Source organism: Pelosinus propionicus DSM 13327, assembly GCF_900114615.1.
Lineage (GTDB): Bacteria > Bacillota > Negativicutes > DSM-13327 > DSM-13327 > Pelosinus > Pelosinus propionicus.
Window position 1 is genome coordinate 69,821 of sequence record NZ_FOTS01000019.1, and the last position, 21,714, is coordinate 91,534.

19 protein-coding genes, 1 tRNA gene and 2 rRNA genes are annotated in these 21,714 nt (G+C 36.2%); all 22 read right to left on the bottom strand.

Annotation, left to right across the window (positions count from 1 at the left end):
- Positions 1–34: 34 nt before the first annotated feature.
- The gene (gene recJ / locus BMZ99_RS12045; protein ID WP_090937270.1) at positions 35–2,668 is read right to left on the bottom strand and encodes a single-stranded-DNA-specific exonuclease RecJ; all 2,634 of its coding nucleotides are present in this window, start codon (positions 2,666–2,668) and stop codon (positions 35–37) included.
- A gap of 182 nt (positions 2,669–2,850) precedes the next feature.
- Complete coding sequence (locus tag BMZ99_RS12050; RefSeq protein WP_090937273.1) at positions 2,851–4,551, bottom strand: vWA domain-containing protein; 1,701 nt, start codon at positions 4,549–4,551, stop codon at positions 2,851–2,853.
- Positions 4,538–5,872, bottom strand: coding sequence for an ATP-binding protein (locus BMZ99_RS12055; protein WP_090937276.1), 1,335 nt, complete (start codon positions 5,870–5,872; stop codon positions 4,538–4,540). Before BMZ99_RS12055 ends, BMZ99_RS12050 begins: the two co-directional genes overlap by 14 nt.
- A gap of 65 nt (positions 5,873–5,937) precedes the next feature.
- Entirely contained in the window at positions 5,938–6,408 is a 471-nt protein-coding gene (locus BMZ99_RS12060) for a DUF456 family protein (protein WP_090937279.1), read from the bottom strand.
- 37 nt (positions 6,409–6,445) lie between these two features.
- Complete coding sequence (locus BMZ99_RS12065; protein WP_090937282.1) at positions 6,446–7,462, bottom strand: hypothetical protein; 1,017 nt, start codon at positions 7,460–7,462, stop codon at positions 6,446–6,448.
- Between the two features lie 111 nt (positions 7,463–7,573).
- Positions 7,574–8,482 (bottom strand): protein translocase subunit SecF, encoded by a 909-nt coding sequence (gene secF, locus BMZ99_RS12070; protein ID WP_090937285.1) that lies wholly within the window; start codon positions 8,480–8,482, stop codon positions 7,574–7,576.
- A gap of 12 nt (positions 8,483–8,494) precedes the next feature.
- Positions 8,495–9,700, bottom strand: coding sequence for a protein translocase subunit SecD (secD, locus tag BMZ99_RS12075; RefSeq protein ID WP_090937288.1), 1,206 nt, complete (start codon positions 9,698–9,700; stop codon positions 8,495–8,497).
- A gap of 144 nt (positions 9,701–9,844) precedes the next feature.
- Positions 9,845–10,510 (bottom strand): HD domain-containing protein, encoded by a 666-nt coding sequence (locus BMZ99_RS12080; RefSeq protein ID WP_090937291.1) that lies wholly within the window; start codon positions 10,508–10,510, stop codon positions 9,845–9,847.
- Between the two features lie 385 nt (positions 10,511–10,895).
- Complete coding sequence (locus BMZ99_RS12085) at positions 10,896–11,495, bottom strand: 5-formyltetrahydrofolate cyclo-ligase (protein ID WP_090937294.1); 600 nt, start codon at positions 11,493–11,495, stop codon at positions 10,896–10,898.
- 44 nt (positions 11,496–11,539) lie between these two features.
- Positions 11,540–11,836: a preprotein translocase subunit YajC gene (gene yajC / locus BMZ99_RS12090; RefSeq protein ID WP_090937297.1), complete on the bottom strand. Its 297-nt coding sequence runs from the start codon at positions 11,834–11,836 to the stop codon at positions 11,540–11,542.
- A 64-nt stretch (positions 11,837–11,900) separates the two neighbouring features.
- Positions 11,901–13,010, bottom strand: a complete 1,110-nt coding sequence (gene tgt / locus BMZ99_RS12095; RefSeq protein ID WP_090937300.1) for a tRNA guanosine(34) transglycosylase Tgt — start codon at positions 13,008–13,010, stop codon at positions 11,901–11,903.
- 96 nt (positions 13,011–13,106) lie between these two features.
- A complete protein-coding gene (queA, locus tag BMZ99_RS12100; protein WP_090937303.1) occupies positions 13,107–14,126 on the bottom strand; it encodes a tRNA preQ1(34) S-adenosylmethionine ribosyltransferase-isomerase QueA in 1,020 nt (339 codons plus the stop codon).
- A gap of 4 nt (positions 14,127–14,130) precedes the next feature.
- Positions 14,131–15,483 carry a SpoIID/LytB domain-containing protein gene (locus BMZ99_RS12105; RefSeq protein ID WP_090937306.1) on the bottom strand — a complete coding sequence of 451 codons (1,353 nt, stop codon included), beginning with the start codon at positions 15,481–15,483 and terminating at the stop codon, positions 14,131–14,133.
- Between the two features lie 18 nt (positions 15,484–15,501).
- Complete coding sequence (ruvB, locus tag BMZ99_RS12110; RefSeq protein ID WP_090937309.1) at positions 15,502–16,518, bottom strand: Holliday junction branch migration DNA helicase RuvB; 1,017 nt, start codon at positions 16,516–16,518, stop codon at positions 15,502–15,504.
- Between the two features lie 2 nt (positions 16,519–16,520).
- A complete protein-coding gene (gene ruvA, locus BMZ99_RS12115; RefSeq protein WP_090937312.1) occupies positions 16,521–17,129 on the bottom strand; it encodes a Holliday junction branch migration protein RuvA in 609 nt (202 codons plus the stop codon).
- Positions 17,126–17,719 carry a crossover junction endodeoxyribonuclease RuvC gene (gene ruvC / locus BMZ99_RS12120; RefSeq protein WP_090937315.1) on the bottom strand — a complete coding sequence of 198 codons (594 nt, stop codon included), beginning with the start codon at positions 17,717–17,719 and terminating at the stop codon, positions 17,126–17,128. Before ruvC ends, ruvA begins: the two co-directional genes overlap by 4 nt.
- A 98-nt stretch (positions 17,720–17,817) precedes the next feature.
- Positions 17,818–18,393, bottom strand: a complete 576-nt coding sequence (locus BMZ99_RS12125) for a BofC C-terminal domain-containing protein (RefSeq protein WP_090937318.1) — start codon at positions 18,391–18,393, stop codon at positions 17,818–17,820.
- Between the two features lie 95 nt (positions 18,394–18,488).
- The gene (locus tag BMZ99_RS12130; RefSeq protein WP_090937382.1) at positions 18,489–19,226 is read right to left on the bottom strand and encodes a YebC/PmpR family DNA-binding transcriptional regulator; all 738 of its coding nucleotides are present in this window, start codon (positions 19,224–19,226) and stop codon (positions 18,489–18,491) included.
- Between the two features lie 128 nt (positions 19,227–19,354).
- The gene (locus tag BMZ99_RS12135; protein WP_090937386.1) at positions 19,355–20,854 is read right to left on the bottom strand and encodes a 4Fe-4S dicluster domain-containing protein; all 1,500 of its coding nucleotides are present in this window, start codon (positions 20,852–20,854) and stop codon (positions 19,355–19,357) included.
- Positions 20,855–21,023: 169 nt separating this feature from the next.
- Positions 21,024–21,099, bottom strand: a tRNA-Asn gene (locus BMZ99_RS12140).
- A 3-nt stretch (positions 21,100–21,102) separates the two neighbouring features.
- Positions 21,103–21,219: ribosomal RNA gene (gene rrf / locus BMZ99_RS12145) — 5S ribosomal RNA — on the bottom strand.
- Positions 21,220–21,411: 192 nt separating this feature from the next.
- Positions 21,412–21,714: ribosomal RNA gene (locus tag BMZ99_RS12150) — 23S ribosomal RNA — on the bottom strand; the annotation flags it as partial.

Consider the following 21,714-nt stretch of genomic DNA (forward strand, 5'->3'; position numbering starts at 1 on the left):
ATATTCTTAACTTTTTAACCACGGATCATTATTTTTATATACTAAACATAATATCTTTCATTTCTTGCAACAGTTTAGTACTTGATAGATTCATTATTTTTTCGGCAAACTCTGCAAACTCTTTTTTAAGGAGCATACCTTCACGAAACGTTTTAGATTGCTCAATATCCAACTTTTCTTTCGGAGCCGCCAAGAACGTAATCTTTCTTTTGTTTCCTGATGTTTCATGAGTTAATAAATTTAAATCTTCAAGTATTTCAATAGCAATTGAAACGGATGATTTGCAAATAACTGTTTGATATTTGCTTCGTACCAGCTCAGCTACTTGTAAGTCTGTTATAAAATCTTCTGCATAGTTTTTAAGTACCAAATAAATTTGACCTATTACGATGCGCTCTGGCCTGAGCTTTTGTAATAAAGAATGATTGTCCTTCAAATCATTTTGATTAAATAAAAGATGGATATTAATTGTCTTATTATATCCTACCAACTTACATTGCTGTACTAAACTTTGCATATTGAGAGGTACATTATAGACTACAATATGTCGTATATCGTCCATTGCAATATCTTCTGTGCCAATAAGAGTTGTACATAATACAATAAATTGATCTTCTTTACACCATGCCTGAACCTTTTTTCGCCAAGTTTCATCCAATTGCGAATGAAAAAAACCAATTCGCTCTTTATATTTCGACAAAGACTCTCGTATTCCTTGTGCCAGTTCAAATGCAGCTTGAGGAGTATTAACGAAAATTAAGGTTTTCTCTTGCATTTTTATTAAATTCACTATATGTGTGGTTTTATCAACAACATTTCGATAATCCTTTAATTCCCAATGAAGCTGTTGGCTTAAGTCATTCTTAAGAGCAACTATATTTTCCGCAATATAACAATCCTCCAAACAACTGAATTGCAGTTCTTTTTGTCCATGTAATGAATATAGCCTTTCAACTTCTGTAATTTCCTTTTTTCGAATATCATAAGCACGCAATTGAATTTTTTGCTGCCCCTGCCACTCATTGATTTCAGGAAAAAATGCCATCTCTATTTTTTCTGCGGGCTGTATTTCTTCAGCCAATTCACCCATTTGCCAAGCAACAACATCATTTGTACTATTCTTTTGCTTAACTTTAAGTTTTAAATGACGAGCTTCTTGTCCAAGAGTACGTACCTGCTCCACCTCTATGTCCTTACACACAAAGACTGGACTGCGATTTCCCATACCATATGGCTCAAGGCAACCTAATTGTTCTAAGAATCCTTTATTTACCTCCTCTAAAGAAAGCAATGAATCAATTGTAAGTATGGGTATAAAATCATCAGGTGTTAGCACAGTACACGCAATATGATTCAAGCGAGCATTTAACTCCTCAATATTTTCAGGTAAAACACTAAAACCAGCAGCTTGACGATGACCACCAAATTGAAGCAATATATCAGAACATTGGCTCAAAGCATCGTATATATCAAAGGCAGGGATGCTACGGCAGGAAGCTTTACCAATTCCGTCCCGTATACTAATCATAAAAACAGGACGGAAATATTTCTCAACTAACCGTGACGCCACGATACCAATAACTCCAGGATGCCAGTCATGTCCAACAACAACAAGTACCTTAGATATATTCAAATTGAGCTCACTTACAACACCTTCTGCAGCTGATTGAATATCTTTCTCTACCGTTTGACGCTGAATATTCTCACATTCTAAGTAAGTTGCTAGCTCTCTTGCTCGATCTATATTATTAGTGATCAACAGCTCAACGCCATAGTCAGCTCGGCTAATGCGGCCCGCAGCATTAAGACGTGGAGCTATTGCAAAACCAATTTTACCTGCATCAATCTTACCAAGATCCACTCGGCAGACCACGGTTAATTCTTTTAAGCCTATACTCTCAGTATGGATGAACGCGTTTAAGCCTAGCTTCACTAAAATACGATTTTCACCAGTCAAGGAGACAATATCTGCAACTGTGCCAATCGCAACAAGATCAAGGTATTTTAAAAACTTATCATCGTGTCCATAATAGTGGCGCGATAATGCTTGAGATAGTTTGAATGCTACCCCAACTCCAGCTAAGTTCTTCTCAGGATAAGAGCAGTCTTTCTGCTTAGGATTAATAATGGCATACGCTAACGGTAAAACCGCAGGTGGTTGATGGTGATCCGTAATAATAATATCCAATTGATGTGCAACTGCATTTACTTCATCAACAGCACTTATACCACAATCAACTGTGATCAAAAGTTCTGTACCTGACTGAATTAAAGATGTGAGAGCGGTATGATTTAGACCATAACCTTCACTTTGTCTTTCAGGTATATAATACTCAATCGTTCCACCTAATTCCTTAATTACTTTATATAATAGTGCACTTGATGTTATACCATCAACATCATAATCACCATATACAATGATCTTTTGTCGACGTGTGATTGCCTCTGCAATACGGATAACAGCTTTCTCCATGTCTTTTAATAAATATGCATCTGCTAAATTTTCGATTCCGCCAGTTAAGAAATCGTTAGCAGTGACCGTATCTACTATACCTCGGTTGATTAAAACTTGAGCAATTATATCTGATATACCTAATGCATTACTTAATTCTTGTCTTAGATTCGTACTTTTTTGCATGACCTGCCATAACGGTTTCACTTTTGGCATACAGCCTCCATTTTATCTAGAACATTATACCCAATATGAGGATATTATGCAAAATAATCCATGTATTTAACTTAAAGAAAATAATTATAAATTTTCTTCGACCTTATAATATTCTTGATATAAGTATGATAATCCTTTTAATTTTTGCAAAAAAAAAGTGTAAAAAAGGTTTTTACACTCCACTAACGTATACCCATTTCTTCCAAATTTTCGACTACGAAAATACTCCCAGCAGCAACTTCTGATAGCTTATTTAGATAGGATAAGTGAGGCTTAAGACCAATACAAGTAAAACCATAATTCTTACTTTTTATTTGCTGTGCAACTAAAAGTGCATCATACACGGGATTATTTGTGACCATGCCTAGCGTAGGTACACCATCTGTAATTAATATGATAAAAGGATTATATGCTTTTTCCTGTTCTATATACTGAAGACAAGCTGTTAAACCTAATGCTAATGGAGTTTCTCCGTAGGCTTTTATCTCATTTAAACTTTGTTCTAACTCTCCAAAATCGTGAGTAAAAGGAGTTTGTACCCAAGCTCGGTTTTGCTGAAAAGCAATGACACTAATTCTATCCCTCGTAGAGAAAAATAAATATCGTGCTAATAATTTGGCAACATCAATACGTTGTCCTTCCATACTAGAGCTAGCATCCATTAATAAACAAAATTCAATTTTTCTTCTTTTTTTTCGATTAAAATAGCGGACATCATCATGAGAAAAATGAAATATTGTTTCATTTGTTTGAACCATTCTGCGTGCAGCAGCGTTAATCATTTCCCCAATTGCTAGTTCTCCGTACTCATTGTCTTTAGCATCAAGATGAATATATTTCTTATTCTCTAAGCTTTTTGTTTTATTTTCATAAATTTTACTTTTCCCACACTTGAAATATTTTTTTTTAGTTTCTCGTACTACTTTTTTTAAGTGAGCTTCAATTTTGGGTAGCTGCTCTTCTAAGTAGCTCTTAAACTGCTTACCGCATTCTGTTACGTTACGGTTAGGATTCGAGAGATCAATTACCCATTTCTGATTAATATCCTGAGCTACCCGTTGACTATTTACACTACCAGCAGGTTTAGATCTTCTTTTACTATGATATTCTTCACTAAACTTCTTTAGATCCATTGCCAGACCAGAAGGAGATAATAAAATATTCTCCTCTTCTTTTTTTTGATCGGGTATGATAGTCATCGTGTTCTCTTTTCCTTTTAATAGAGAATCCGATTCATCAATGTAGGCTGTCAAATCACTTTTCTGCCTCCCTACACCTTTTATCATCTTTATCTTTTCATTACATCGCAACTCTAAATTACATGATAAAATAACGTTTTCTACTGCCATAATAATATAGATCAGGCAAGATAAATGTGGTGCTGGCACCATAATTGTAAGGTGAACATGATTGATGTGAGCTTTTCGCAAGGATAATTTACGACCAAAATTTAAATTACCTGTAATGCGGCCACCACCTGTACCTGTTTGAATATCAATAAAATCTGCTTTTACATTATCATAATATCCTTCCATCCTATTACCTAATAAAGCATAATGTTCATTATATAAATCAATACTTTCATGAACTCGTTTAGCAATGAGTTTATGAGAAACTAAGCCACATTGATGAAAAACATCTAAATGATAAATACTACCTGTCTCTACTCTCTGATAAAAGGCCTGTCCAGCGTCAAAATCTTGTAGAATTTCTACTTCTTCTGGAGATTCAGGCTGAAAACTATGCATTTTTTGACTACATACAGTATTTTGTCCAATGCGAACCCCTAATCCCATACTTACTGAATTTACTAATTTATCTATTATAGATGCTATTCTTATTAAGAATTGAGGCTCTGATAAATATCCTTCACGGCTTATCATTATTTAAATTTCCTTCACTAATAATAAATTCTTCAACTGGCAACTCTTTCAAAGCTAGGCCTTTATTTGGCGGAGCTATTATAGTAGCCTTAGTCGGATCTATTATATTACTACCTGATAAAGCCCCATTTTCAGTCCCAGCGTACCCTGCTCGTTGCTTGCTTTTAATCGGAAATCTTATTTTGCTGCATAACATATTGATTAAAAATCTCCACCATGTAACTTGTTTATCCACTTGCTCTTTCACTGGATGATCTAGTTCTTTCTCACTAGTACAATAAGTAGTAAGACATTGTGGATTCAAGCAACCATTCTTAATATCGTCCAAATATTTTAAAATTGCAGCAATTGTTTCTCCGTCAATTCTATGAGCTAGTGCTAAAGTTAGAATGCTGCTGATATCTGCAATCTCAACCGTTTTCCGTCCTGCTAGTAAACAAGATAAACTAGCCGCAAATTCCATCGTTTCAACAGCCCTTAAGCTTTCCAATTTAAAATCAACATAGACTTTAGCAATGATCTTTCTAATTCGCTCTTCCACAACAATCTGATCTAAGCTGCCAATTGGAGCGATGCTCTGGCCATCTACTATGAGTGTCTCTTTTTTATTATTTTTTTCTAGCATACTATATACAGATAAGTAGTTGTTAGGACGTCCCATGTTAATACTAAGGTCAAATCGATCAGATAACTGTCTTCTAATGCGATTTAAAGCTCCAGGCTCTTCATCTGGATTAGATGCTGCCCAAATACTTACGGATACGGGTAATTCAATAATTGGCATACCAGCCTCTTCAATTTGAAGATGACCTGGCTTAGTTCCCATTACATCAAGCAATATATCAGCTAATTCAGGAGATGTATCAGCTAACCGATTGATTTCATCAATAAATATAATTCCCCGATGTGCTTGTGGTATCGTACCAGGTAATATAGCTGCTGAAGCTTCTTGTGGATTTGTAAGTTTCCCTAAATCAATACTACCAACAATGGTCCCAACTTTAGCAGCATGTGATATTTCTAAGAAAGGACAAGGTACTATTTCAGTACCGATATTCTTCACCTCTTCAAGTGGCAGACACCGATGCTCGGGGCAATGAGGGGCGTTAGGGTGGCAATTATATTTGCAACCTTTAACACGAATAATTGGTGGCAAAACGTTTCTAACAGCTCTCATGATCGTTGTTTTCCCTGTCCCCCGCAGTCCTTCTGCATGAATGTGCAAAGGTATTTCATTGTGCAGTGCAGCGATAGACAGATCTAAAGCCCTAAAAAGATCTTGGTTTCCTGTGTGTCGCACAAGCTCATAATAAGGTTTCACGAAAATTCCTCCTATAAAAAATATTACCTTTACCATTAGATGCATTATGACATATTGACTTAACTCTATATGTATAGTAGGTATTTGCATATAATAGTAATCATAATTACTCCACATATAAAGCGTATTATTGCCAGTATCATTAACCTCACTAATATTTTACTAATACTGTCTAAATAAGGTACTAATGCTTTTCCAACTACTAATTCCCATACGGTAAGACCAATTATGGAACCTAATAAAGCATCTGCCACAATAATTCCAGCCAGATTACATACGGTAGTATTCACACTATAAGTTTTTGAAACGTTATAATTACGCGTCAAATATCTCCTAAGCCCTCTTGTCCCAATTTCTGCAACAAAAACTAAAGCCCCTAATGTAATTAGTACCCATAAAGGATATGTACTAACTCCAGCTAGCAACGCATATAGACAAGCAGAAGCTAAAATAATGATTGTCCCATAGAAATTAGGAGCCAACGTACATAACTGTCCTATGAACATGACTAACAATATACCGCTTTGTACTATCAATGTGAATCCCTTTCTTACCCAACTATAGTTACTATCATTATTGCTGATTTTTCTTATATTTATGTACTAAATACGCAGTATAAATAATAAATATGATCATTATGAAACCTGAATAACTCATAATCCATAATATCGTTATAAAATTCATGCAACTTACTAAAGATATAATAATTCCAGCTAATGTTAAGGCTGGTAAAAAAGATAGTTGTATAATACTACTAACTTGTCGAGCATTAACTAGCATTGCTGGAACCATTGTATTTGTAAAAGTGCAAAATAGAATAATATTAAAAGTAAATACCATAACAGTACCGCCCACTTTACTAACAATACCTGTTAATGCCAATGGACCAGAAATATTTGCAGCTAATACTAAATAGGCAATCAGTATCGTAAATACGCCCTCAACAGACTTTGCTAGTAGAATCAAACTAATAGCTCTATGACCCTTTTGTGATAAATATGCTCCCATTTCAACAACTAAAATAGACCACATACCGCCAACATTATAGCTTAATAGTCCTAAAGCGAGTAGCCAATTAACACTACTGAGCCTCGGCATAACAATATCGAGTTTAAATTCGAAAAGAATTAGGAAAATAAGCACTAAAGGAACCAACAATAATCCAATATAATTTGATAGTATTAATAAACAACGCCCGTAACCAGCAGCTAGCACAGAGAATAATGATAGACAAATGAAACTTGCAAAAAAAGGCGAGATACCTGTCAAAGAATGTAAGATTTGAGAAGCATAATAGCCACCTGTTAAAGCACTTGCAGGAATGCATACAGATAATATCACAAATGCTAATATTTTTTTTCCCCGTAATCCGTACAACTCTTTCATAACAACAACTAATTCTTCTCCAGTCTTCACACCAACCCAAACCAGTATAGTGGAAAACAGCAAGCCTAAAATAATAAATACATACAACGTACTAACATAAACTTCTTTATTCGCTAATATACCGGCTAAATCGGGAATGACTGCAACATGATCTCCTGCAATATGCAACATCGCTAAACAGCATATTGGTAATATCATCCACATAGATTCACCACCTCTGTGCTTATATGATATTAGATTGCTTTGCCAAGGGTGAATAAAAAAGGTTATTGCCAAGTGTAATCTTGGCAATAACCTTTTTAAATATAATTGATTCTATTTAGATCCACCAGTTTTCAACGCAGTTCTTTTACGTTCTTCATATTCTTTCCAAGTAACCCAAATTGGGCTGGCATTGAAAATTGCAGAATAAGCACCACTGAGAAAACCGATTAACATTGCTAATGAGAAATTCTTTGTTGACTCACCACCAAAGAAATGTAATGATCCACAAGCAAATAACACTGTAAGTAACGTATAGAGAGTACGTGTAAATGTTTGCCCGATACTGCGGTTAACCAGATCTTGGAATGACTCTGTCTTACGATGTGTTTTTAAATTTTCTCTGATTCGATCAAAAACAACAATAGCCTCATTCATTGAATATCCAATAACAGTTAAAATCGCTGCAACAAAAGAAGAATCCATCTCTATGCGGAATAAGGAGAAAATACCTAGTACAATTAATACATCATGCAATATAGCTAAAATCGCTGAAACTGCGATCTTATATTCAAAACGATAGGAGATATAAGCAATTAATAAAGCACAAACTACGGTTAAATTGAGTAGTGCTTGCTGCGTTAGCTCAGATCCCATAACAGCACCCACTTTTTCGCTACGCAAAACTTCAAATGCTCCTAAACGTTTCTCCATATCGGTAAATAATATTTGACTTTCATCATTAGATAACACATGGGTTCTAATAAATAAATTATTTGAAGCCTCTGCATGATCGGTTGAAACCAACTGAATTACACTATTTTCTAAATGATGTTCGACCAGCACTTCACGAACTTGAGCGACTGTCACTGGAGAAGCAAATTTCAAATCCAAAATCGTTCCACCAGTAAAATCAATTCCTAAATTAAATCCCTGGAATGCCATGGAGATTAAACCAGGAATTAAGACTATTAACGATAGCGCAAACCACCAATATCGTTTTCCAATAATATCAAATTTCATTTAAATCCCCCCTTACGCACCAAAGTATTTGCCATTTTTAGTTACATTGGCCTGCATTAACATCCTCAATAAATAACGACTTACTGTAATTGCCGTAAACATACTGAGAATTACTCCAAGTCCAAGTGTTATAGCAAAGCCTTTGATTGGGCCAGTTCCCAGGAAAAATAAGACTGTAGCAGTAATCATAATAGAAACATTTGAATCTAGTATGGTATTGAAAGCTCTTGAAAAGCCAGCATCAAGGGCTGCTCTTAATGTTTTACCGCTACGAAATTCTTCTTTAAATCTTTCAAAAATCAATACATTTGCGTCTACAGCAACCCCCATGGACAAAATAATACCAGCAATACCTGGTAATGTCATAGTTGCTTGAAGCATTTTTAATGAGCCTACCAAAAGTAATACATAGACTAAAAGTGCAATCGTAGCAACAAAACCTGACAAACGATAAAAACCTAGCATAAATATTACAATTAATGCAATACCAATGCTAAAAGCCTTTTCGCTCTTTTCCTTAGAATCTTGTCCAAGTGTCGGTCCTACTGTTCTCATTTCCAAAACATCTACTTTTACTGGAAGTGATCCAGATCGCAATAAAATAGCTAAATTTTGAGCTTCCTCAATTGATCGGCTGCCAGTAATAACAGCTTTCCCATTAGGAATGGGTTCATTTACTACCGGACTAGTAAGTACTTGTTTATCAAGTAAGATACTAATATGTTTGCCAACATTTTTAGTAGTTAAATCAGCAAAGAGTTTACCGCCTTGATCAGAAAATTCCAAAGCAACTACACTGTTTTTATTTTGCCCCATTTCTGCCTTAGCATCTTTTAAATCTTTACCTGTCATGACAGTATTGCCGCTTTCGTCTTGAAATTCTAGCAATGCGGTTTTACCTAACATCTCAATAGCTTTTTCTGGTTCTTTAATACCAGGCAACTCCACAATGATTCTTCTTTCACCTTGCCGTTGAATAATCGGCTCTGTCAGACCAATTTCATTTACACGTTTCTCAATAATCTTGACGACCCGTCGAACAGCATCTTCATCTACTTTTGCTTCTGGAGTATCAACGGCTTCTAGTACTACATGTGTCCCACCTTGCAAATCCAGACCTTGTTTAATTGAAGCAGTTAAAGGCGAGATCGAATAACTAAAACCTAGCACAATCACCGCAACTACAATCAAAAACTTGACCACATTCCCCACTCTCAAAATGTCTCCCCCATTCTCTTCTTATCTAATTTAAATAAGTACAATTACTAGGCATAGCATTCTAGCTAAATACCTAGTAAAAGTCAAGTTTTTCCACAGGTTTAATTATATCTGCAATGTTATAAAAATGTCAACGTAATGCAGCTATAGTAATTGATTATTGTTAATGACTAAGCTAAACTGACAATTTAAAAAGTCTGCTGCCCTTCGACACATAATCATACGAGCTAAAAAAATCTCAAAATATTCCATTACTGGACAAATCGTAGTGTCGATTGCAATTTCCAAAGCAATTCTGCGCAATTGCTTATCAACTACTAGTTTACTGCTATTAGCAGCATAATTTACTCTGTCATGAATTTCAAAAGTAGCAAAATCCTTATTTGTTACTCTGCTGCGATGCACATCTGACTTGTCAGCTAAGATTAATGCAGCAGCTATTGGATTAATCGCATTACCTCTTTCTTCCTCATGATTCCCAATGGCTGAAATAACTAGAGCAATTTCTTCTGGCGGCATTCCTAATCGAGATAGCACATTATATGCCATGACTGCACCTGTACCGCCATGATTATAACGATTAATCATATTGCCAATATCATGTATATATCCGGCTATTGCTGCCAGTTCACATTCTCTTTCTTCATAACCTAAATCGTCTAACACATGGTAAGCTCGATCTGATATGATTGAAGCATGGCGCTTACCGTGTTCCGTAAAACCAAGACGACCAAGATATGCTGTACTGCACGCAAGATATACAGCTATCTCATGATCTTTCTTTAGATCTTCGACAGTTATTTTTGGCATGAGAGTTTCCCTCCTAGTATACTCTAGCATTCATCAAACACGCTTCATTACTCAAGCCACCTTTGAGGTCTGTAGTTCAAACCTAACAATTACTATAATTGTGCTACAACGTACATACTCTACTTTATCGAAAAATGTTTAATCTTACTTTTCTATTTAACTACAGTATATTAGGATCTCTTTATTTCTTCGGCATGAGGATTTAACTTAGTTTTTATTATTTATTATGTACTTATTCACTATCAGATATGCCCATTAAAAGACATATGATGATTTAAATATAGCACATCACTGACTGCACAAATATAAGAGTGGCAGAAATACCACTATGTGGTCTCCTGCCACTCTTATATTTCACTATCTTTATCGTGCTAATCTATTATTGCTAATACTGTGCATTAATTCTATTGCACGTTATAATTTCATCTTCGTTTAGCAAATAATCTACAGGCTTATCATAATGATTATGTGGAATATTTTCTAAAACATGTGAAGTCCATATAGCACCAATTAATATAGCTTGAGGAGCCTGAGGAATAAAGCGGTCATAGTAGCCCGCACCCATTCCTAAGCGATTACCTGAACGATCAAAGCCGACTCCCGGAACAATTATTAAATCAATAAGCGCTGGATTCATTATCTGAAGAGACTCGGGATTAGGTACCATTAAATTAAAACGTCCTGTAACTAACTCATCCCAATTCTCAATTACGGCAGCATCCATCACACCAAACTCTTTTCTCATATGAGGTACACAAACTATTTTCCCCTGTGACCAAGAGTTCTCAATTATTTTTTCCATTTGTGGTTCATCAAACATAGACAAAAACAACATTATAACCTTCGCTTGTTGATAATATGGCCACGCAACTAATTGTTTAGCCATATTATCACTTTGAGCATTGATCCTATTTTTATCTAGTCTACGTCTTCTTAATAATAATTCTGTTCGTAAATCCGCTTTATTATAAGAATTTATGTTCATATTACTACCTTACCCTATTATCCAGTAAACGTAATAAACACATATTATGTATTTTTAGGATCATTTTGGTATGATTGAATTGCTGAGCGTAAAAAATCAATTTCAACTTTTTCAGAAACTTTTAAAGTTACTTTTTTGGCATCTAAGGCTACAATCGTACCATACATACCACCTGCAGCAATTACACGATCACCTTTTTTTAAATTATTTAACATTTCTGCACGTTGCTGCTGTTGTTTTTTCTGAGGACGATACAATATAAAGTAAAAAACTAGCGCCATTAAAACGATTGGCCCGTACGCCGCTAGAGTCTGCATCATTTCTTGCGATAATTCTGGCATATAAATCACCCCCTTATTTTTATATTACTAGTATTATATTCCACATTAAGCACTTAAATCCTCTTTATCGATTATATCCAGCTAGAAACTCTTGCCTGAAATCAGGAAAACGATCTTCTAAAATGGCTGTACGCATCTCTCTCATGAAATTCAATAAAAAGTGTAAATTATGAATGGTTGTTAATCTTAAACCAAAGATTTCATCGGTTTTAAATAAATGCCTAATATAAGCCCTCGAAAAATTCCTGCAAGTATAACAACTGCATTTTTCATCCAAAGGCCTAAAATCTCTTGCATATTCAGCATTTTTAACAACAAGTCGCCCCCAATTGGTCATAACGGTACCATTACGCGCTACTCGTGTAGGAAATACACAATCAAACATGTCAATACCATGCATAACTCCTTCTACCAAGCAGTCAGGTGTCCCAACGCCCATCAAATAACGAGGTTTTTTTTCAGGCAATAAAGGTACTGTATGCTCTAACATTTCATACATTAACGTTTTAGGTTCACCAACGCTTAATCCACCAACAGCATAGCCAGGAAAATCTAAGGAAACCAAATCGTTAACACTCATAGTTCTTAGATCTTTATACATACCACCTTGTATAATACCAAATAAAGCTTGATCGACTCGAGTATGCGTCTTTTTACACCGCTCGGCCCAGCGCGTAGTCCTCTCCGTAGATTTTCGAGCATAATCATGCTCAGCGGGAAATGGCACACATTCATCAAAAGCCATAATAATATCAGAACCTAATGCCATTTGTACCTCGGTGGCCTTCTCTGGAGATAAAAAATGTTTAGAGCCATCAATATGAGAACGAAAAGTAACACCTTCCTCAGTTATTTTGCGTAATGCTCCTAAACTAAAGACTTGAAATCCACCACTATCCGTTAAAATCCCTCGATCCCAATTCATAAATTTATGCAAACCACCTGCTTCTGCCACTAATTCATGTCCAGGTCTTAGATATAAATGATAGGTATTGCTTAGAATGATTCCAGCACCCATATCCTTCAATTCATCTGGTGACATTGCCTTTACAGTCGCTTGCGTACCAACAGGCATAAAAATAGGTGTGTCAAAGGTCCCATGAGGTGTATGTAAACGCCCTGCTCGTGCTCCTGTTTTTTGACATTGTTTAACTAATTCATACGTTACTGACATTTTAATCCCCCTAGATTCCATTAAAAATGATTCTTATTCAAGGCAATTCACAAAAATACAATGCCACTTTCGTGGCAATAGTAAATCACGTTTATTTTATATAATTAACATAGCATCGCCAAAACTAAAGAATTTATATTTTTGTTCAACAGCTTCTTTATACGCAGCAAAAACCTTTTTCTGTCCAGCTAAGGCACTAATTAACATTAACAAGGTAGACTTTGGCAAATGGAAATTAGTAATAGCAGCATCAACGATTTTAAATGTATAGCCTGGATAAATAAATATTTCAGTCCATCCGCTTTTAGATTCCAATATTCCATTGGTCGTAGCTGTCTCTAATGTACGTATTGCTGTAGTACCGACTGCAATAATTCTGCCACCTTCTCGTTTTGTTCGATTAATCAGCTCTGCAGCCTCTGGCAGTACTGAATAATATTCTCGATGCATCACATGATCGGTAATATTATCTGTATTTACTGGACGAAACGTGCCTAAACCTACATGTAAGGTCACAAATGCCAGATGGATTCCCTTTTCTTCTATTCGCTTCATTAAATCTGTTGTAAAATGCAAACCCGCTGTTGGCGCAGCTGCTGATCCCCGTTCATGAGCATACACAGTTTGATACCGCTCTTTATCCGCTAATTGCTCTGTAATATAAGGAGGTAAAGGCGTTTCTCCCAGCTCGTCCAAGATTTCTTCAAAAATCCCTTCATATCGAAAGCGAACTATACGGCCACCAAAATCAGTCGATTCTAGAATTTCACAAGATAGCCGATCACTGAAGATAATTGTCGCACCAGGCCTAGCCTTCTTGCCTGGTTTCACCAATGCTTCCCAATCGTTTTCTGTTTTTCGATTTAATAAGAAAACTTCTACCTTGCCACCAGTCTCAGCCTTAGTACCTATTAATCTTGCCGGAATCACTCTGGTGTTATTAAAAACAAGAGTATCACCTGCATTTAGATATTGTAACAAGTCAAAAAAACGGTTGTGTGAAATGGCACCTGTATTTTTATCTAGAACTAATAAGCGAGAATGATCACGAGGCTCACAAGGATGTTGAGCAATTAATTCTTCTGGTAAAAAATAATCAAATTCAGATAATAACATGCAACTAAACTCCTTTAGGTAACTTTTTAACCTCAACACCTTGATAATAGTGTTTCAATATCTCTTTAAAATATGTAGGATCATTCTGAGGTCCCTTCTCCGCCATAGCCTTAGCTCCCCATTGAGATAATCCAAGACCGTGTCCCCAGCCAAAACCTGAAATTGATATGACTTCATTTATGCGGCCACTAATGCGATGTATATCTTCCTTATCTGTAAAATATCCTTTTTCATTTGTGGGCGGTAAATTAATTTCGACTTTTTTATTCCCCACATTACCTATACCATCAGAAATTTCAAATTCAATTGTTTTTTGTACTGGTATAATGACATGAATATCAAATAGAGAACTCTTTAGCGACAGTATCGTACGAAGCTTCTCACCAGTCAACTGAATACTTCCATTCGTACCAATAAAGCGTATAAGCTTTACTCTCCCAGAAATACCCCGGTCAGGACTATTGATAGGCTGAGTACCAAGGGGTGAAATACCAATGGCTTTTATTATACCGATATTGTACCCAGCTTTAGATAACAATTCTTCTAATTCATTAGGTCTTAATTGCTTTTCCCAATTGTAGTGAGGTGAGGCCTGATCGTAATCAACTACACCACGTAAATACGGCAGGTAGGTTCCCCATACATTCTCACTATTCTCTGTATATCCACCAGAGCTGCTATGAAAATAAGCAGGGATAAGCTTACCTTGATATAAAATTACATGACCTGCAGTGGCATCTACCGCCTTTATTCCCCGAAGGACTTCACCTTCCCTACCACCATACACCTGACAATCTGTTGTTGCACAAACATCATAACCATCATTTTGATGTTTATTTCTGTTATATAAAGCATAGGTACGAGCCGCTACAGCTTGTGCCTTAACCGCTTCCAAAGACCAATTGGGAGAAATTTCTTTTGCGATGACCCCATATAAATACTCTTCAACTGAAAGTGTATTAACAACTGTCATTCCGCTCTTCCCATTAGTAATATGGATGCTAATATTACCTCTATATTTTTTATTATTCACCTCAATGGAAGAGACATCGCTATTTTTTAATTTCAAAATACTTAGTCTAACAGCATCAATTTTTTTCCCATTTAAGATAAATTCCTTCCCATTATAAACAATTGTCGCCTTTTCGTTAGCAGCGAATCGTGCCAATGTTTGATTTTTATCAACATTGATTATTTCATAATCGGTATCTGCTGAAACTAAAATATTACGCTGATTTGACCAAATTCCAACTCGAATATTGCTCTCTGTAACTTCTTGAGATGCATGCACAGTGCCTAGAAAAAAGAGCATACAATACAATATTCCCGATAAGATTGCAACAAATTTACAATTCAAAATTGCGCTCCTTTCAGTTTATAACAAATTTCCTTGTTCATCAGCTTTATATAATATACCTAAATGATCATATGCCTTTTGTGTAGCAACTCTCCCTCTAGGAGTACGCTGCAAAAACCCCATTTGCAGCAAGAATGGTTCATACACATCTTCAATAGTGTCATTCTCTTCACTAATGATAGCAGCTAACGTATCAAGACCGACTGGACCACCTTTAAAACTTTGTATAATTGCTAACAACATACTACGATCTGTTTTATCAAGACCACATTTATCCACTTCTAACATTGCCAATGCTTTATCAGCGGTAACGTCAGTAATGATTCCATTACCAGCGACTTGAGCATAATCTCTTACCCTCTTTAGCAAACGATTTGCAATTCGTGGCGTTCCTCTCGACCGCTTTGCAATTTCATAGGCTCCACCATTTTCAATCTCTACATTTAATACTTCTGCAGTGCGATTCACGATACAAGCTAATTCATCAGGTTGATAATACTCAAGCCTTGAAATTACACCAAACCGATCACGTAAAGGAGAAGCTAAGGCTCCTGCACGAGTAGTTGCGCCAATTAAGGTAAAGGGAGCTAAATCTAATCGAATGGATCTAGCACTAGGACCCTTGCCAATAATAATATCTAATGCAAAGTCTTCCATAGCAGAATACAAGACTTCTTCAACATGCCTTGATAATCTATGGATTTCATCAATAAACAAGACATCTTTTTCTCCTAAATTTGTAAGCAAAGCTGCCAAATCTCCTGCTCGTTCAATCGCTGGACCAGATGTTACACGAAAATTAACACCTAATTCATTCGCTATAATCGCTGCCAAAGTAGTTTTACCTAAACCAGGCGGTCCATATAGCAAAACATGGTCTAATGCCTCTTCTCGAGAAAGGGCAGCCTGAACAAATATTGAAAGATTATTTTTGACTTTATCTTGACCGATGTATTCATTTAAACGACGCGGACGAAGACTATATTCCCACGTATCAGCTTCCTGTTCATTACCAGCGATAATTCGTTCTTCCACAACTATCTATTACCTCCCATAAATTCCCTCAGCGCTAGCTTTAATAGTTCTTCCACCGAATGACCACTCTTCTCTATTCTTTTCAGAACGGGCATTATTTCATTTTGGTTATATCCTAACGCTAATAACGCTTGTAATACTTCTTCAACCACATCACCAGTCATTACTGCCCTATCAGCAATATGATCTTCATTCAAATCGTCCTCAGTCATTAGCCCAATTTTATCTTTCAATTCAAGAATAACTCTTTCAGCTGTTTTTTTGCCAACTCCGGGTAATTTAGTTAAAATTCCTATATTTTTTTGGCTTATTGCTAGACGGAATTGTTGTGGATCAATTGCCGATAAGATTCCCATCGCTACCTTAGGACCAATGCCTGAAATCGATGTCAATTGCAAAAATAAATTATACTCATCTTGCGTGTAAAAGCCATATAGCATTAATGCATCTTCACGCACATACATATACGTAAATAACGACACTACTGCATCAATTGTAATTTTTTGACGAGTAGATTGTGCTATAAATATTCGATATCCAATGCCTTGTACATCAATAAAACAATGATCTACTGCTAAATGTGAAACAGTTCCACGTACATAACCAATCATATTTTATTTCCCCACACTTTATTTTCCGAATTACATTTTATACCAAGACGCTTTTTCAACGACGCACGGCTCTGAGCTTTATTAGAATCTAGTGAGTTATTACACACTAACTCTGATCTCATATTACTGCAATGAGTAGTACAAATCGCAATTGCTAAAGCATCTGCAACATCATCAGGATGAGGCTTCGCAGGTAAGTTTAGCAAACGCTGTGTCATATAAATGACTTGCTCTTTAGTAGCCTTGCCATACCCTACAACTGCCTGCTTCACTTGTAAGGGCGTGAATTCTGCTAATTTAGTAGAATTTTGAGCTACTGCCAGTAATAAAACACCTCTAGCCTGGGATACCGTTATAGCAGTTCGTACATTCTTATTAAAGAATAACATTTCTACTCCTACTACATCAGGCTTATATTTCTTTATAAGTACGTCAATTTCATGATGAATAATTACTAAACGTTCCTCTGTATTCATTTGGGGACTCGTTTGAATAGCCCCATAATCTATCGCTCGAAGAGTACTTCCTTCTAAATTTACAATTCCATATCCACAAATCGCTGTCCCTGGATCAATCCCTAATGCTAACATAACTATAGCCTCCCTCGCCAACTATAATAATTTCGACAAGGTCATGCTTGATTCCTTTCGAAGATGGCAATAAAAAAGATAAGAGGAAGTGATTCCCCTTATCTTGACTGCATTCCTTCTAACGTTCGTAGTAATTCTTCCTTCGATTGTACCACCATCCCTTTTTGTAACTCTTCAATATCTTGCGGCATGAGTTTATTAACTTGGATGGCAGTTATCTCCTTGACAATAGGTTTATATCCTGGTCTTCCATAAAAAACAGCAACGTGATTGTCTTTTATTCCGATAAAGATATTATTAGCATGCTCGCGACAATAACCATCGACTTTCAATGTCATGACTGCTTCATTCGTATCAAATTTCTCAAAATCCCATCCTTCATAAATCTTCTGCATTTGATAAATAGTTAAACCTATTAAATTTTCTGTAGGTTTCGTTTTTAAAACTTCTTCTTCATTACACTTTAAATATAAAATTTTCTGTACGATCTCTGTATTATTTGTTATTTTTATTTTACTATCTTGTTTCGCAACTTCAGTTTCTTGAAGAATAATAGGATTTTCTCCCCCGTAAAAAGGTCGGTAGAGCACATAATATGCTGATATACCCATTACTAATAATAAAGCTACACCAAGTAAAGCATATTTTTTATTAATCTTTGTAAATGGCAACAATAGAAGCAACTCCTCATTTCCATATTGCCAACATTATTACCCAATTCTAAAAAATATATACAAAAAAAGTGTGATAATATCACACTTTTTTATATTCACATTAAATCTTCTGGAATATCAAAATTTGCATATACTTCTTGTATATCATCATGCTCTTCTAATGCATCCATTAATTTCATCATACGAGTAGCATCATCACCAGATAGAGCCACTGTAGTTTGCGGTATCATCGTTATTTCAGCTAGAGAAGTTTTAATTCCATTCTTTTCAAGAACTTCTTGAAAAGAATAAAAACATTCCGGCGCAACAGTAATTTCAAACTCATCATCTTCTACCTTAAAATCATCTGCTTCAGCTTCAAGGGACAACATCATTAATTCTTCCTCATCAACCGCTGCCGTTTTTTCAATCACAAATAATCCTTTTTTATCAAAGATCCATGATACACAACCTGATTCTCCTAAGTTACCACTATATTTGGAGAATAGATGACGTACATCTGCCGCTGTACGATTACGATTATCAGTCATAACTTCTACCATAACAGCAACACCAGCAGGACCATATCCTTCATAAACTAACTCTTCATAATTACTACCATCTAAAGAGCCAATTCCTTTTTGAATAGCACGTTGAATATTATCCTTAGGAATATTATTTTCTTTGGCTTTTTGTAATGCTAGTTTTAATCGCATATTCCCAGTTGGGTCAGCTCCGCCCATTCGAGCTGCAACGGTTAGTTCACGACCAATCTTAGTAGTAACTTTACCGCGCAATGCATCCATTTTACCTTTTTTATGTTTAATATTAGCCCATTTTGAGTGTCCTGACATAAATTATTTCTCCCCTCAACCAATATGAATCAGGAATAATTTTAGCATAATTATACTTGTTTCGTAAAGTAGCTGTCAATTTCATATATTCTAGATTTGAGTAGAGTCAATGCAATTGAGCTTGGTCACTACTTATTATGCCAATGTAAATTCTTTTTACTTTTATCAATTGCCTCTTGATTTTCTAATGCAGTAATCATAGTTGATGAATCAGCATATTTATCAACCATCTTACTACCAATGCGTGTATCAATTAAAATACCAGGTCCTCCAACACACCCACCACTACATGCCATACCTTCAAAAAAATTAGCATCAATCTTTCCAGCCTTCATTTGAAGTAATGCAGTTTTACAATTTTGCAGCCCATCTGCGCGATGCGGCTTCACTTCCAAATCAGGAGCAATTTCTCCTGCTGCATCAATAACTGCCTGTACTACACCACCCGCTCTAGCAAATGCATTACCATCACGAGAAGCCATAGAGGTGAACTCTATTTCAGGAATATCTGCCGGTATAATTCCGGCACCTGAAAATAATCCATCCATTTCTTCAAAAGTTAGAACATAATCAATAAAATCAGGATATTTACGCGCTTCCACTTTCTTCGCAAGACATGGTCCTATGAAAACAATCACACCTTCAGGATCAGCATCTTTAATTACTTTGGCAGTCGCCACCATAGGTGATACAGTGCTAGATACATAATCCTTCAATTCTGGTAAATGCTTATCCACCATCCCTACAAAAGCTGGACAACAGGACGTTGTCATAAAAGACTGTTTTTCAGGAACTGTCTCAGAAAATTCTTTTGCTTCCTCTAAAGTTACAATATCTGCGCCGAAAGAAACCTCTTGAACATCATAAAAGCCAACTTTTTTAATTGCAGCCATAACTTGACTTGGTTTTACTTTCATGCCAAATTGACTAATAAATGCAGGAGCTAAAATCCCATATACCCGCTTACCAGCTTTTATTTGCTGAATAATGTGCACTATGAAACTTTGTTCTGTGATTGCACCAAATGGACAGGCTACTTTACACCCACCACATTGAACACACTTTTCATAATTAATAACAGCTCGCCGTTCCTTATCAGCTTTTATTGCTCCAATATCACAAGCCCTTTCGCAGGGGCGCGTGATCTCAACAATCGCTCCATACATACAAGATTTTTTACACAAGCCACATTCTACACATCTAGTTTTATCAATATAAGCCTGATTCTGAACAACACTAATAGCTTTTTTAGGACAACTTGCAATACAATTGTGAGCAACACAATTACGGCATGCGTTAGTTATAAAAAAGGTATCAATCGGACATTGATCACATGCTTCAGGCATAATATTAATAATAGGCATATCTGCAATTTCTCCGTTTAACGCCTGTTTAGCTGCTTCAGCTATTCCCATATTCAACGGTTGTGACATAATAAATTTAACTCGATCTTTTAAAACTGCACGCTCTTTATGCACACAACATCGGTATCTTGGACCATCCTCAGTAACAATATTATCTAAAATATCAACAATATTATCTTTATCGAGTTCGCCATCAAAGGTAAGTTTAGCGATTTTAGATAAAACTTGGCGTCTGATTTTTACTACTTCTGTTAATTGTAACATTTAACCCTCCTATTGGTACTACATTATTGTATAGTATAAAGAAACACTATAGAAATGTCTACATGTTCTTACATAATATATCCGAAAAGCAAAATCAATTTTATATACTACTTTTCTAACCTGATAAGGCAAAACACCATTCACTTGCGTGAATGGTGTTTTCATAAACTGGCTCCTTGAGTAGGACTCGAACCTACGACCGATCGGTTAACAGCCGATTGCTCTACCAACTGAGCTATCAAGGAATAAACTGGCAACTATCTATCCTCCCAGGCCGTTTCCAACCAAGTACTTTCGACGTATAAGGGCTTAACTACTGTGTTCGGTATGGGAACAGGTGGAACCCCTTAGCTATCGCCACCAGATATACAGAGGTAAACATCTCAAAGAGTATGCTCCCTCAAAACTTCACAGAAGCAGCGCACCCAATCTTTGCTAAAAGATTGGTGTAAGTCGCTTCGTTAACATCCAAATGCTAACATCATTACAACTTTACAATGTCGCTATAAGCAAACGCAGTTAGGATTAGTCGCTAGCAGCCAAGCTGCTAACTTGTTTAAGTCAAGCCCTCGTCCTATTAGTACCAGTCAGCTGAATCCATTACTGGACTTACACACCTGGCCTATCAACCTTGTCATCTACAAGGGGACTTACTAGCTTATGCTATGAGAGATCTCATCTTAAGGCTGGTTTCACGCTTAGATGCTTTCAGCGTTTATCCTTTCCGAACGTAGCTACCCAGCTGTACTCCTGGCGGAATAACTGGTACACCATTGGTTCGTCCACTCCGGTCCTCTCGTACTAGGAGCAGTTCCCTTCAAATCTCTTACGCCCGCGATGGATAGGGACCGAACTGTCTC